At 65.6% G+C, this 12,474-nt stretch carries 15 protein-coding genes and 1 pseudogene; 1 reads left to right on the top strand and 15 read right to left on the bottom strand.

All coding sequences use genetic code 11. From position 1 onward, the window contains the following. Window positions 1–14: 14 nt before the first annotated feature. The 15 genes and pseudogenes from PE067_RS05725 to fabF all read right to left on the bottom strand — a co-directional run bounded on the left by PE067_RS05725 (window position 15) and on the right by fabF (window position 10,728). The gene (locus tag PE067_RS05725; RefSeq protein WP_276188227.1) at window positions 15–254 is read right to left on the bottom strand and encodes a phage tail assembly chaperone; all 240 of its coding nucleotides are present in this window, start codon (window positions 252–254) and stop codon (window positions 15–17) included. Next, window positions 251–565, bottom strand: coding sequence for a gene transfer agent family protein (locus PE067_RS05730; protein WP_276188229.1), 315 nt, complete (start codon window positions 563–565; stop codon window positions 251–253). Before PE067_RS05730 ends, PE067_RS05725 begins: the two co-directional genes overlap by 4 nt. Continuing rightward, window positions 565–978, bottom strand: a complete 414-nt coding sequence (locus PE067_RS05735) for a phage major tail protein, TP901-1 family (RefSeq protein WP_276188230.1) — start codon at window positions 976–978, stop codon at window positions 565–567. The genes PE067_RS05730 and PE067_RS05735 overlap by 1 nt, the downstream gene beginning before the upstream one ends. 13 nt (window positions 979–991) lie before the next feature. Continuing rightward, on the bottom strand, window positions 992–1,411 hold the full coding sequence (locus PE067_RS05740) for a DUF3168 domain-containing protein (protein WP_276188231.1): 420 nt from the start codon (window positions 1,409–1,411) through the stop codon (window positions 992–994). Then, window positions 1,408–1,752, bottom strand: coding sequence for a head-tail adaptor protein (locus tag PE067_RS05745; protein WP_276188232.1), 345 nt, complete (start codon window positions 1,750–1,752; stop codon window positions 1,408–1,410). Before PE067_RS05745 ends, PE067_RS05740 begins: the two co-directional genes overlap by 4 nt. After that, window positions 1,749–2,372, bottom strand: coding sequence for a hypothetical protein (locus tag PE067_RS05750; protein WP_276188233.1), 624 nt, complete (start codon window positions 2,370–2,372; stop codon window positions 1,749–1,751). Before PE067_RS05750 ends, PE067_RS05745 begins: the two co-directional genes overlap by 4 nt. Before the next feature lie 151 nt (window positions 2,373–2,523). Continuing rightward, window positions 2,524–3,687: a phage major capsid protein gene (locus tag PE067_RS05755; protein WP_276188234.1), complete on the bottom strand. Its 1,164-nt coding sequence runs from the start codon at window positions 3,685–3,687 to the stop codon at window positions 2,524–2,526. Between the two features lie 33 nt (window positions 3,688–3,720). Further along, window positions 3,721–4,194, bottom strand: coding sequence for an HK97 family phage prohead protease (locus tag PE067_RS05760; RefSeq protein WP_276188308.1), 474 nt, complete (start codon window positions 4,192–4,194; stop codon window positions 3,721–3,723). A 67-nt stretch (window positions 4,195–4,261) separates the two neighbouring features. Further along, window positions 4,262–4,495 carry a hypothetical protein gene (locus PE067_RS05765; protein WP_276188235.1) on the bottom strand — a complete coding sequence of 78 codons (234 nt, stop codon included), beginning with the start codon at window positions 4,493–4,495 and terminating at the stop codon, window positions 4,262–4,264. Between the two features lie 3 nt (window positions 4,496–4,498). After that, window positions 4,499–5,683, bottom strand: coding sequence for a phage portal protein (locus tag PE067_RS05770; protein WP_276188236.1), 1,185 nt, complete (start codon window positions 5,681–5,683; stop codon window positions 4,499–4,501). Between the two features lie 85 nt (window positions 5,684–5,768). Continuing rightward, window positions 5,769–7,108, bottom strand: a pseudogene (locus PE067_RS05775) (terminase family protein). Then, window positions 7,065–7,409, bottom strand: a complete 345-nt coding sequence (locus PE067_RS05780; protein ID WP_276188237.1) for a permease — start codon at window positions 7,407–7,409, stop codon at window positions 7,065–7,067. The pseudogene PE067_RS05775 and the gene PE067_RS05780 overlap by 44 nt, the downstream one beginning before the upstream one ends. Window positions 7,410–7,721: 312 nt before the next feature. Continuing rightward, complete coding sequence (locus tag PE067_RS05785; RefSeq protein ID WP_276188238.1) at window positions 7,722–8,168, bottom strand: hypothetical protein; 447 nt, start codon at window positions 8,166–8,168, stop codon at window positions 7,722–7,724. Window positions 8,169–8,287: 119 nt separating this feature from the next. Continuing rightward, the gene (mltG, locus tag PE067_RS05790) at window positions 8,288–9,469 is read right to left on the bottom strand and encodes an endolytic transglycosylase MltG (protein ID WP_276188239.1); all 1,182 of its coding nucleotides are present in this window, start codon (window positions 9,467–9,469) and stop codon (window positions 8,288–8,290) included. Then, window positions 9,466–10,728, bottom strand: a complete 1,263-nt coding sequence (fabF, locus tag PE067_RS05795) for a beta-ketoacyl-ACP synthase II (RefSeq protein WP_276188240.1) — start codon at window positions 10,726–10,728, stop codon at window positions 9,466–9,468. Before fabF ends, mltG begins: the two co-directional genes overlap by 4 nt. Before the next feature lie 180 nt (window positions 10,729–10,908). Between fabF and PE067_RS05800 the strand changes: the two genes are divergently transcribed. After that, window positions 10,909–12,054 (top strand): toxic anion resistance protein, encoded by a 1,146-nt coding sequence (locus PE067_RS05800; RefSeq protein ID WP_276188241.1) that lies wholly within the window; start codon window positions 10,909–10,911, stop codon window positions 12,052–12,054. Window positions 12,055–12,474: the final 420 nt, after the last annotated feature.

Here is a 12,474-nt window from a genome sequence, read left to right on the forward strand (position 1 = left end):
CCGGCCTCCTGTGCTTATGTGGTTGGGGGCGCGCCTTTCGCTTTCGCGTCGGGAAAGCGCGCCACAAGCTCTGCCAGCCGGTCACGAGTCATCACGCCCCGGCCCGGCTCGACCCCCAGCATCAGGGCCAGTTCGGCAGGGGTCAGCGCCCAGAATTCGACGGGTTTCAGCCCCAGCCCGCCCTGCGCGGGGGGGCGCATGCCGACACGCATTAGTCCCGGCCAGTCCAGCCCGCCCAACGCCTTTCTCGTCATGGCACCGCGCCGAAGGCCCGCGCCAGCAGCGCCGCAGCGGCCTGAGCGGCCGCGACCGGGCCGCCCTGAATCTCGGCCGTCATCAGGTCGCCAGCTTCGCCCCGCCAACCGCCCCCCTTCAGCCCCGCGACCAGCACCGCCAGCACGTCGCGACTGGAAAAGCGCCCGGTCTCGAACCGTTCGACCAGCGCGATCATGCTGCTTTCGGCCAGTTCGGTTTCCAGCCCGGCCAGCGCGCCAAGCGTCAGCCGGGCGGCATGGGGCTGCCCGTCCAGAACGACCTGAACCTCGCCCGCATAAGGATTGGCCATCACAGCGCCACGAAGGTCAGGGCACCGGCGCTGGCCAGTGTCATTTCATAGCTGGCCTCGCCGTTATAGCTGCCCGCATATTCCAGGTTGGTCAGCTGAAACGGCCCCTCGACCGTGCCGAAATCGGGGATGACGACCTGAAAACGCGGGATCTCGCCGTCGAAAAACACCTGCCGCGCGCGTTCATCGGTCGTGCCGTCGCGAAACACCCCCGACCCGGAAATCGAGGCCGAACGCACACCCGCACCGCCCAGCAATTCGCGCCAACGCCCTTCGCTTTCCAGGCTGGTGACATCGACCGTTTCGGCGTTGAAGCCGATCCGCGAGGCGCGCAGACCGGCAATGGTTTCGAACTGACCGTCCCCGGTCATGTCCATCTTGATCAACAGATCCCGTCCGCTCTGGACTGCCATGACATTCTTCCTTTCAAGCCAGATCAATGCGGGCGCGGAAGGTCAGGTCGATCCGCCGCCCCGCGCCATTTTCCACCCGGCGCGCCCTTGCGCGCTGGAACCACAGGCCGACCAGATGCCCCCGGCGCAGCGTCAGCGGCTGGCCGTCCAGCGCATCCGACACCGCGACCGCCGCCTGTTTGATCGCGCCGAAACCGGCGGCATCATCCGTCCCCGACAGGACCGAAACGACGAAATCATGGCTGGAGCCCGCCCCCGTGATATCGCCCGCATCCCGCACCTCTTCGGTGCCGATGGACACATAGGCCCCGGCGGGCGCGGCCACCGGCATCGAATCATAGATCGCATCGCCGACCACCGCGTTCAGTTCGGCACTGCCGCGCAGCACCTCATAGACAGCAGTCTGCAAGGCGACCGAAGCGCCATAGCTCATCCCAGTTTCTCCTCTTGCGCGGTGCAGACCAGATGGCGGCCCTGCGCGTCGCGTTCAGCCACCGCCAGAATGCGAAACAGCCGCGCGCCAGACCGCAGCCGCTGATCCGGGCGCGGGCGCCGGGGGTCGCCTTCGCGCGCGCCCCGGACAGTGATCCGCCAGGTCACGACACTGCTTGCCCCCACTTCGGCGAATTTCTCGGCGCCCGCGCCGGCCCGCATCTCGGCCCACAACTTGCCGACCGGCTGCCAGTCCAGAACGAAACCGCCCATGCCATCCGGCGTCCTGACCGGCGTTTCCAGGATCAGCGGCACCTGCAACCTTGGGGGGGCGGCGCTCATGCCCGCCCCCCGGCGCCGCGCGCAGCCCGCCCGCCCAGCACGCGGACCGAACGCCAGCGTTCGATCAGCGCGCTGACGCCATGCGGCATCGCGCCCGTCGTGCCTTCAAAGCTGCGATCCTCGTAATAGCGCGCGGCCAGCAGCAGAACCGCCTGCGCCAGATCAGCAGGAACATGACCCCATGCCGCGCCGAAACCGGCGGTAAAGGTGATGACCACCGATCCGCGATAGGGCACGGCAGGCAGAAACGATCCGACCGGAACGATGCGCGGACGCTGCCCGTCCGGCACCAGCCGATAGGCTGTTGCGTCGACGATGCGGCTGCCACCGGCCCCGTCCTCAATCTCGATCCGGTCGACGGACAGCACCGGGGCCAGCGGCAGGGTCTGCCCCTCGGCATCGCGCCAATCGTCCAGACGCAGCCGAAAGCTGCGTGTCAGCAGCACCTTGCCGGTCCGCGCCTCGATGGTCGAAATCGCAGCGCGCAGGAAACCGGCCAGCGCGGTATCTTCGGCCGGATCCTCGGCCAGCGCAAAGCCCGATCCCATCCGCAGATGGTCGCGCAGCCCCGCGATGGGCAGCGCCTCGGCCGGTGGCGCCGATTCTTCCACAAGAAACATTCCCGAACCCTCCGTGAGTGCCGTCATCCGCCGGCCATGGTGACCGGCGTTGCGGGGGCGCGCAGGCTGCCTGCCGCTGCGCGCGCGGACAGATGCGATGCCGGACCGGCAAACGGCCCGTGACGCGCGCCCCCCACCTCGCCCGATCAGATCAGGCGAAACTCATCAGCTTGACGGCACGGGGATCGGTCAGACCGCCGCCGACACGCTTGGTCGCATAAAACAGGACATGCGGCTTGGCCGAAAACGGGTCGCGCAGCACGCGCAGATCCGGGCGTTCGACGATCGTATAGGCGGCCGCGAAATCGCCAAAGGCGATCGCGCGGCTGTCGATGTCGATATCGGGCATGTCTTCGCAAATCACGACCTGATAGCCCAGCAGTTGCGCGGGCTGACCCGCCGCCAGCGAATCCGTCCAGACGAAACGACCATCCGAATCGCGCATCTTGCGCACCGCAGCGGCGGTTTTCGAATTCATCAGAAAGCTGGCATTGGCGCGGTATTCGGCGGGCAGCGCATAGACCAGATCAATCAGCGCCGAGGCACCGTTGTCGGGGTCGAAATCGCCTTCGGCACCGGACGACACCAGACCGATCTGCGCCGCCGTATTCGCACCTTCGGCGGCTGCCGGATAAGTCAGCAGACCGCGCGGCTTGTCGACGCCATCGCCGTTGATGAAGGCCGCCGCCTCGGCACGGGCGAATTTGTCGGCGATGCGCCCCGACAGCCAGGTTTCCACGTCGAATGCCGCATCGTCCAGCAGGCGCTGGCTGGCCTTGGGCATGGCCGACAGCTCATGAACCGGGATCACGACACGCTCGACCACCGGCGCGTCGGTTTCCGTGACCGCGGTTTCCGTCGCCCAGCCCGCACCCGTGCCGCCCATATCGACCAGCACCTCATAGGCGGCGGATTCGACGGCGACGACATTGGCGACGGCGCGCATGGAAACCTTGGCCGCCAGCGCGTCCTGCACCTGCACCGCAACCTGCGGCGCCGCCAGGAAACCGCCGTCGCTGAGGCTGGTCATGCCCTTTTCTTCCAGCACGATCCCGCGCAGCGCGTCATCGTCGCCGTGGCGCAGATAGGCGTTGAACGCCTTTTGATGCGGCACCTCGACCTCGGCCTGGGTCGACAGCGGGGCGCGGCGCTGATGCGCATTCTTACGGTCCAGCATGGTCATGCGTTCGTCCTGTGCTTGAAGTTTTTTATGAATATCGTCACGAAAGATCTTGAGTTCGCTGACGAACCCAAGAATTTCATCCTGCAGCCCGCCAGGCACTCCGGCCCCGGCCGCGGCTTTCACCTCGGTCATTCCTGTCTCCTTCGGTGGTGAATTGCAGCGAAGCTATCTGGCCTGCCGCAGGGCATCGGCACCGGCGCGAAAGGCCGCTGCCAATTCGAATGTGTCATCGGATTTGCGACCGACACGGGCGTCGGGCAGCATCGGAAAGGTGACCAGCGACACCTCCCACAACTCAACCTCGGCCAGCAGGCGGCGGCCCTTGCTGTCGCGTTCGGCGGAAATCGTCCGGTAGCCGATCGACAGCCCGTCAATCGCCCCCGCCTCGATCAGGGCCGCCGCCTCTCGGGCACGGGCGACATCGGGCAGCAGATGGCCCTTGACCCACAGGCCCCTGTCATCCTCGCGGATCTCGTCCCAGACCCCGATGGGGCGGGCCGGATCGTGCTGCCACAGCATCCGCACCTTGTCGCCCTTGGCCGCCAGACGGGCGAGGCTGGCCGCATAGGCGCCGCGCTGGACGATGTCGCCGCCCTGATCGGCCAGACCGAACAGGCTGGCGTAACCTTCCAGCGCCATCCCATCCGCCTTCAGCGGCGAACCGCGAGAGAACTTCAACTCCAGCCTGTAATCATCTGGATTCACGTCATCCTCCTTTCGGGGTAAATTGCAGGATGGATTGCACGGCCTGGGTCAGGATGACGGCGACGACGCCGTAGACGGTCATCCACAGCCGCCGCTCCAGCCCCTCGATCAGGGATTCGATCCGCTCCAGCCGCTTTTCGACCTGCCCGAATTGCAGCGCCATGATCCGCTCCTGCGTTTCAAACCTCTGATCGTGCCAGCCAAAGGGCTCCTTGACGAAACGCGAGCCCTCCATGCCCTATCCCTCCGCCAGCGGCGGCAGCCCAAGGGCCGCGCGCTTTTCGGCATCGGTCAGAAAGCTCGCCTCGCCGACGCGGCGCCAATGCTGGTCGCGTTCCTCGGCCAGCGCCGGGATCTGGTCGGGATCGGGGCGCAGATCGACCTCGACGCCCAGATGTTCCGACAGCCACCAGGCAACAGATGCCGCGACCCGCGTCACCAGAGGCAGCACCGTCAGCCGGTAAAACGCCCGGTTCGCCTCGGCGTAATTCGCATAGGTCGCATCGCCGGGGATCCCCAGCAGCATCGGCGGCACGCCAAAGGCCAGCGCGATTTCCCGCGAGGCCGCCAGCTTGGTTTCGTGGAACTCCATGTCCGAGGGGCTGAACCCCATCGGTTTCCAGTCCAGCCCGCCTTCCAGCAGCATCGGACGGCCGGCATTGCGCGCGCCCTGATGATGCATCTCCATTTCCGTGACCAGCCGGTCGTATTGGTCGGGCGACAGGCTGCCCTGCCCGTCCGCGCCGCGATAGACAATCGCCCCGCTTGGCCGCGCGGCATTGTCCAGCAGCGCCTTGGACCATGCCGAGGAACTGTTGTGCACATCCACCGCCACCGCCGCCGCCTGCATCGGCGACAGCCCGTAATGGTCATCCGTCGGATGAAAGCTCTTGATATGACAGATCGGATCGGGACTGCCCGTCATGTCGAACCGGTGCTTTTTCCCGCCGACGCTGTATTCGAAGGCGACCGGCCAGCCATCCGCGCCAGGCACGATGTTCATGCGGTCCGACCGCAGCACATGCAGCTCGACCGGCAGGCCCTGCGCGGTTTCGCCCACCGCTTCCAGATAGCCGTTGCCGGACAGAAGAAGCTGGCCGAACAGCGCCTCGAACAGTTCGGCCCGCCCCTGTCCGGGGTTGGGGCGGCGCAGCAGATCCATGATCGGATGGGTGTCATAGCGCGCCTTGCGGTCCTGACACAGCAAGGGCACCGCCGCCGCCGCCTCGGCGATCATCTTGACCGAGCGGAACCCGACCGGATTGCCGACGAAACCCGCCCGCGTCATGCTGCCGATATCGCGCGGCGACCAGACGACCCGCCCCGATCCCGCCGCCAGCGCCACGACACGACCCGTCGCGCTGGCCTTTTTTTCCACTACCGGCGCAGGCTGCTCCGCCCGCCCGAACAATCGAAACGCCATCCGCTCCTCCTGCTGTCCGCAAAGAAAAAGGGCCGCGAGAAATCGCGACCCCATCCGGCGCCTGGCGCCCTTTTTCCGGCCGGGCCTACAGACCGCGCACGCGCGGCCTGCGGAACTGTCCCGCCGGTTCGATCATCAATTCATGGATCGCCCAGACCAGCGCATCCAGCCGGTCGGGCGATCCGCGCCCCTCGTAGCCCTGCACCGTCATGCGGCACATCTGATCTTCCAGCGTGCCCAGCCCGCGCAGGTGGCGCACCCGGCCCTGTTCATACAGCGCCGCCACGGGTTCGGCGCGCAACCCCTTGCCCCGCCCCGCCCGCAGCGCGCGAAACGGCACCAGCGGGTCGATCTGGCGGATCACGCTTTCGACCAGATCGCCGCCCTGATTGACCTCGGCCACCAGCCTTTCGGCGCCGTGACGGTCCATCGCGGCCAATGCGGCCCGCGCCCATTCGGTCGGCCCGCCCCGGATCGTCGCATCCTCCAGCACATAGGCACGCCAGTCCTGCGGCTCGCCCTGCTGGCTGACGCCCGCGACCACGATGCCGCATTCGTCGCTGGCCTTGCCGCTGGTCACCGCCGGATCGACGGCGACCACGATGCGGTCCAGCGCCGGGGCCTGCGCAACGCGCGCCGATTCCAGCATCGCCGTGGTCCACAGCACGCCTTCGACATCGTCCAGCAGCAGCCCCTCCAGTTCTTGCCGCCCCAGCCGCGTGCCCGCGTAACGGGTCTGCACCTCGGTCAGGAAACTTTCCGCCAGATAGGCGCGGTTCGCATCCGTCGGCGCATGGGTCACCACGGTCGAGGCATTCTGCAGAATCATTTTCAGCACCCCCACATTGCGCGGCGTCGTCGTGATCACCTGCTGCGGATGTTCGCCCAGACGCAGGGCGAATTGCAGCATGTCCCGGGTCTCTTCGGCCTTTTTCCACTTGGCCAGCTCATCGACCCAGGCCGCGTCGAATTGCGGGCCGCGCAGGGCTTCGGGTTCATGGGCCGAAAACACCTGCGCCACCGCGCCATTCGGCCAGACCAGCCTGCGCCGCGTCGCCTCCCACGCGGGGCGACGGTCCGGGGGCGAACAGGCCAGAATGCCGCTGTCGCCGAACACCATCACATCGCGGCCCTGATCGAATGTCTCCGCGACCAGCGCCAGCCGCTTGGCGCGGCCAGCCGCCAGAGCGTTGCGCCCTCGACCTGACCGCGCACCCATTCCGACCCGGCGCGGGCTTTCCCCGCGCCGCGTCCGCCCATGATGACCCAGCTTTTCCAGTCGCCCCCGGGGGGCAACTGGTGCGGCAGGGCCCAGAACTCGAACAGCCATGGCAGGCTTGCCAGCGCATTGTCCGACAGCCCGCCCAGAAAGGCGTCCACCTCATCCGGCGCGGCGCAGACAAGCCAGGCGGCGCCCGATTTCATCTCGTGCCGCGTCAAGGTCGAGCGTCCCTGCACCGACGTTTCCGGCGACATCCTTGCGAAGCTTGTCAACGCGGTTCCTTTCTTCCAACACAAGCTGCGTCGCCGTCCGCAGATCGCGAACCAGCTTGGCGGCTTCCCTGACCTCATCGACCTCTCCGGCCTGGATCTTTCGGCGCAAGCGCGTCAGATCGGCGGCGACAGAGTGGAACAACTCATCCGCGATGGTCACCAGATCCACCGCGGTTTCGGCCGCAAACGGCCCCTCCGGAGCCTCTGGGCCCGGATCGAAAGTGATTGTCATTCTTGAATTGCCCTGCCCTCGTGTGCCTGTCCGCACGAGCGAGCCATGAAAAAAGCGGCAAGGTCATCGACCCGGCCGCTTGCCCATTTCTCCCAGCATGGATACGTTCTACCTTAATGCGTTCGGTGAGTCAAATCTTAAATCACAGGGCGATCAGGTTGCGGATCATTTACCCATGAAAACAAGGTATTGATCCGCGCAACACCCCGCCGCGCGCTGTGCAACAGCGGCTGCAACAGGGCGTAAGAACACCCGGATCCGGGGCCGATCCACCGCGAATCCCGGCAGATCCCCGTTGCAACGAACCCGCCCTCAGACGTCTTTCTTCAGGTTTTCCGCCTTGGCGCGCGCCTCTGTCGCGGCGGCAACGGCATTGCTGGCCTCGTCCTGCATCTTTTGCGCGAAATTCACCATGGTCGCGGCATAGGCTTCGAACCAGTCGGCGTTGTCCTCGGCATTCATGGCGGCGGCCTTGGCGCGCATCTCCTCGGCCTTGGCTCTGGTCTGGGCGACCTGCTCCTCCCAGCCCTTTTGCATCTGGCCCCATTGCGAGCGGACGTTTTCGCTGGCGTCGTCCAGATAGCCCTGGATCTTTTTCTGCAGATCCTCCTGACGGTTCGCCGCATCCGCCTGCCAGCGGCGCGCGCTTTCCATCATGTCGCTGTTCTTGGCTTCCAGTTCCTCTTGCCATTTCTTGACCCGCGTTTCCATGGTGCGGGCGCCATCGGCCAGATTGGTGAAAAGATCGGAAAGTTTCATCGCTGTTCCTCCATCCATCCGCGCGATGGTGGGGTGCGGCGGGGATTCTGTCAAATCCCCAAAGACGCGAATGGCGGCACCCCATTGGGGAATGCCGCCATCCTGCCATGCCGGATTATCTATTCGCCCTGCACCATCGACGGAATCGTCTGGCCCTGTTCGCGCTCGATCTCGCGCCAGCGGGCGACGGCGGCGTTATGTTCGTCCAGCGTGCGGGAAAACACATGGCCCCCGGTCCCGTCCGCGACAAAGAAAATATATTCCGTCGTGTCGGGATGCATCGTTGCCTGAATCGCCGCGCGTCCGGGGTTGGCGATGGGGGTCGGCGGCAACCCGTCGATCTGATAGGTGTTATAGGGCGTGCGCCGCTGCAATTCCGACCGCCGCAAGCCGCGATCCAGCACGCTTTCGCCACCTGTCACGCCATAGATCACGGTCGGGTCGGTTTCCAGCCGCATGCCGCGCTCCAGCCGGTTCACGAACACGCTCGCGACCTGAGGCCGCTCTGCCGCCACCCCGGTTTCCTTTTCCACGATGGACGCCATGATCAGCGCCTCCTCGGGCGAGGCATAGGGCAGCCCCGGCGCCCGGCCTTCCAGAGCCTGCAGCAGGATCGTCGCCTGACGCGCGGTCATTTCATCCAGCAGCGCCTGACGATCCGCGCCCTTGCGCACGTCATAGGTATCGGGGGCAAGGCTGCCTTCGGGCGGGGTTTCGGCGATTTCGCCGCTCATGAAGCTCGCGGCCTTCAATCCTTCGGCGATCTGCCAGCTTGTCACGCCTTCGGCAATCGCGATGCGCAGCCGGGCATCCGACTTGTCCACCGCCTGAAGGATCGCCTCGGGGGCATCCATTTCGGCGGGGTTGTATTTCATCATCTCGACATATTCGCCGGTTTCGGCGTCGATATCGCGCAGCACGACCGCGCTTTCGCGTACGCCGATGCGCACCGTCACCTCGGTCCCGCAGGTGCTGGGACCGCCGGCGGTCAGGGTGTTCAGCACATCCTGCATGCTGGTCCCCGGCGGGATCATATATGACCCGAACCGCAGCGATTGCGCCTTGTCAGCGTAATCCGTGCCTGCACGGAACACATAGGCATTGGACACAACCCCCTGTTCGCGCAGGGTTTCGCTGACACGGTTCAGCGAGTCGCCGGGCGCCACCTGCACGCAGGTCGCCCGCGTGCTGGGGCCGGGGCCGGTGAATTCATGCCGGGCCCAGGCAATCGCGCCCGCGACCGCCACCAGCACGACGACCAGCAGCGACAGCAGGTTGGATGCCAGGTTGCGCCAGATCATTCCCGAACCTTGCCCATGACCAGACTGGCGTTCGTGCCGCCAAAGCCGAAGCTGTTCGACAGCACGTAATCGACCTTGCGCCGCACGGCGGCATTGGCGGCCAGATCAATCGCGGTGTCGCGCACCGGATCGTCCAGATTGATCGTCGGCGGGCAGATCTGGTCGCGCAGCGCCAGAATGCAGAAAATCGCCTCGACCGCGCCAGCCGCGCCCAGCAAATGCCCGATGCTCGACTTGGTCGAGGACATGACCACATCCCCCGCCGCATCGCCCAGCAGACGCTCGACCGCGCCCAGTTCGATCACATCCGCCATGGTCGAGGTGCCATGCGCATTGATGTAATCCAACTGCCCCGGTTCGATCCCGGCGCGTTTCAGCGCGGCGGTCATGGACCGGAAACCGCCGTCGCCATCCTCGGACGGGGCGGTGATGTGATAGGCGTCGCCGGTCAGCCCATAGCCCAGAATCTCGGCATAGATTTTCGCGCCGCGCGCCTTGGCATGTTCGTATTCTTCCAGCACGACGACACCCGCGCCTTCGCCCATGACGAAACCGTCGCGGCTTGCATCCCGAGGACGGCTGGCCGTGGTCGGCGCGTCACCGCGTTCGGTCGACAGCGCCTTGCAGGCGTTGAAACCGGCGACCCCGATTTCACAGATCGGCGATTCCGTGCCGCCCGCGATCATCACATCTGCGTCACCCAGCATGATCAGACGCGCCGCATCGCCGATGGCATGGGCGCCGGTCGAACAGGCCGTCACGACCGCATGGTTCGGCCCCTTGAAGCCGAACCGGATCGACACCTGCCCCGAAACCAGATTGATCAGCGCGCCGGGGATAAAGAAGGGGCTGACCCGTTTCGGCCCGCGCTCCTTGATCAGAACGGCCGTATCGGCGATCGAGGACAGCCCGCCGATCCCCGACCCGATCATCACGCCCGTGCGTTCGCGGTCCTCAAGGCTTTCGGGTTCCCAACCCGAATCGCGCACGGCCTGCGTCGCGGCGGCCATGCCGTACAGGATGAAATCATCGACTTTTCTGCGATCCTTCGGCTCCATCCACTCATCGGGGTTGAAGCTGCCGTCGCTGCCATCGCCGAAAGGGATCTCGCAGGCATATTTCGTCACCACATCTTTGGCGTCGAAACGGGTGATCGGGCCTGCGCCGGACTGTCCGGCCAGCAGCCTTTCCCACGTCGCTTCAACGCCCGACGCCAGTGGCGTGACCATCCCCAGACCGGTGACGACAACTCTGCGCATAGAAGATCCTTCCTCGTCTTGTCTGGCAGGTTCTACACGCGCGCGCCATGTCACGCAACGTCGCTGGCCAAATGGCTTGGTATCCCGGCAACACCGGAACTTTGACTTTGCGGAGGTCGTTGAACTGACTTGAATTCCGCCTATTCTGGCAACGCAAGAAGGAAGAAAGGACCCCTTCGGATGACCACTGAAACGCAGCGCAGCGCGCAGGCCGCACTTGACGAGATTCAAACCGTGACCGCCGTCGTCCTGCCGGAACCCGCATCCGAGGTCGTGGCCCTGGAAACCGCAGGCGCCCCGGTCGCGCAGGAAATCCGCAAACGCATGGATGAAATCGACATCCGCGACAGCGGGTCCATCGTGCATTTCGGCGCCCGCGCGCAAAACGAACTGCAGGAAATCAGCCAGGCGATGCTGGCCGATGTGAAAAACAAGGATGTCGGCCCGGCGGGCGAATCCCTGCGCGATATCGTCACGACCATTCGCGGCTTTTCGGTCAGCGAACTGGACGTGCGCCGCGAACGCAGCTGGTGGGAAAAACTGCTGGGCCGCGCCGCGCCTTTTGCGAAATTCGTTTCCAATTACGAAGAGGTGCAGGACCAGATCGACCGCATCTCTGTCGACCTTGACCGCCACCAGCATACGTTGCTGAAGGATATCAAATCGCTGGACGTGCTTTATGACCGCACGCTGAATTTCTACGACGAACTGGCGCTGTATATTTCTGCGGGCGAGGAAAAGCTGCGCGAACTCGATGCCACCGACATCCCTGCCAAGGCTGCGGCGGTCGATGCTGCCGCCGAAAACGACAAGGTCATGGCCGCGCAGGAATTGCGCGACCTGCGTTCGGCCCGCGACGATCTGGAACGCCGGGTCCATGACCTGAAACTGACCCGTCAGGTGACCATGCAATCCCTGCCCTCGATCCGGCTGGTTCAGGAAAACGACAAGTCGCTGGTGACGAAAATCAACTCGACGCTGGTCAATACCGTGCCGCTCTGGGAAACCCAGCTCGCACAGGCCGTGACCATCCAGCGCAGCACCGAAGCGGCGCGGGCCGTCAAGGCCGCCAATGACCTGACCAACGACCTCTTGACCGCCAACGCCAAGAACCTGCGCGAGGCGAATTCCGCCGTCCGCACCCAGATCGAGCGTGGCGTTTTCGATATCGAGGCCGTGCGCACCGCCAATGCCGAACTGATCGCCACGATCGAGGACAGCCTGCGCATCGCCGACGAAGGCAAGGCCCGCCGCGCCGCCGCCGAAGACGACCTGAAAACCATGGAACAGGAGTTGCGCAACACGCTGGCCGCGTCGCGCGCCTGATCCTCGACCCCCACCCCGTAATCGACCCCCACCCCATTATCCTGAGTGCCGCAATCGTTAGTGCCGTGGACCCAAACGCCCAGACCTGCCTGATCCGGTCCCATCCGATCCAGCCCCACCTGATCCGGTCGCCCCTGCGCGGCCGGATCCTGCGCCTTCTTCCCGCGCTGTTCATCGCCGCCGGCCTTGTGCAGGGCTGTTCGCAAAAACCCGTCGCGACGGAAAAACCCGTGCTGTCCGCGGCGGCCCCGCTGCCGCGCCCGGATCTGGCCATCCGCCAGGCCGAACTGCGCCGCAAACGGGCCGAGGATGCCCGGCAGGCCAATCTGGCCGCGCAGGCCGCTGCCGGAACCCCGGCCAGCCGCAACATGCGCAGCTATCTGGCGCAGGTCGAATCCTCGCTGGTGTCGCGCGGCAAGC

It is taken from the genome of Paracoccus sp. DMF-8 (genome assembly GCF_029309835.1).
Lineage (GTDB): Bacteria > Pseudomonadota > Alphaproteobacteria > Rhodobacterales > Rhodobacteraceae > Paracoccus.

What these genes read in the sequence shown, in the direction of transcription:
- PE067_RS05725 (WP_276188227.1), bottom strand. Translation starts at nt 254, where the DNA reads ATGACGAGAAAGGCGTTGGGCGGGCTGGACTGGCCGGGACTAATGCGT.
- PE067_RS05730 (WP_276188229.1), bottom strand. Translation starts at nt 565, where the DNA reads ATGGCCAATCCTTATGCGGGCGAGGTTCAGGTCGTTCTGGACGGGCAG.
- PE067_RS05735 (WP_276188230.1), bottom strand. Translation starts at nt 978, where the DNA reads ATGGCAGTCCAGAGCGGACGGGATCTGTTGATCAAGATGGACATGACC.
- PE067_RS05740 (WP_276188231.1), bottom strand. Translation starts at nt 1,411, where the DNA reads ATGAGCTATGGCGCTTCGGTCGCCTTGCAGACTGCTGTCTATGAGGTG.
- PE067_RS05745 (WP_276188232.1), bottom strand. Translation starts at nt 1,752, where the DNA reads ATGAGCGCCGCCCCCCCAAGGTTGCAGGTGCCGCTGATCCTGGAAACG.
- PE067_RS05750 (WP_276188233.1), bottom strand. Translation starts at nt 2,372, where the DNA reads ATGTTTCTTGTGGAAGAATCGGCGCCACCGGCCGAGGCGCTGCCCATC.
- PE067_RS05755 (WP_276188234.1), bottom strand. Translation starts at nt 3,687, where the DNA reads ATGACCGAGGTGAAAGCCGCGGCCGGGGCCGGAGTGCCTGGCGGGCTG.
- PE067_RS05760 (WP_276188308.1), bottom strand. Translation starts at nt 4,194, where the DNA reads ATGGCGCTGGAAGGTTACGCCAGCCTGTTCGGTCTGGCCGATCAGGGC.
- PE067_RS05765 (WP_276188235.1), bottom strand. Translation starts at nt 4,495, where the DNA reads ATGGAGGGCTCGCGTTTCGTCAAGGAGCCCTTTGGCTGGCACGATCAG.
- PE067_RS05770 (WP_276188236.1), bottom strand. Translation starts at nt 5,683, where the DNA reads ATGGCGTTTCGATTGTTCGGGCGGGCGGAGCAGCCTGCGCCGGTAGTG.
- PE067_RS05780 (WP_276188237.1), bottom strand. Translation starts at nt 7,409, where the DNA reads ATGACAATCACTTTCGATCCGGGCCCAGAGGCTCCGGAGGGGCCGTTT.
- PE067_RS05785 (WP_276188238.1), bottom strand. Translation starts at nt 8,168, where the DNA reads ATGAAACTTTCCGATCTTTTCACCAATCTGGCCGATGGCGCCCGCACC.
- mltG (WP_276188239.1), bottom strand. Translation starts at nt 9,469, where the DNA reads ATGATCTGGCGCAACCTGGCATCCAACCTGCTGTCGCTGCTGGTCGTC.
- fabF (WP_276188240.1), bottom strand. Translation starts at nt 10,728, where the DNA reads ATGCGCAGAGTTGTCGTCACCGGTCTGGGGATGGTCACGCCACTGGCG.
- PE067_RS05800 (WP_276188241.1), top strand. Translation starts at nt 10,909, where the DNA reads ATGACCACTGAAACGCAGCGCAGCGCGCAGGCCGCACTTGACGAGATT.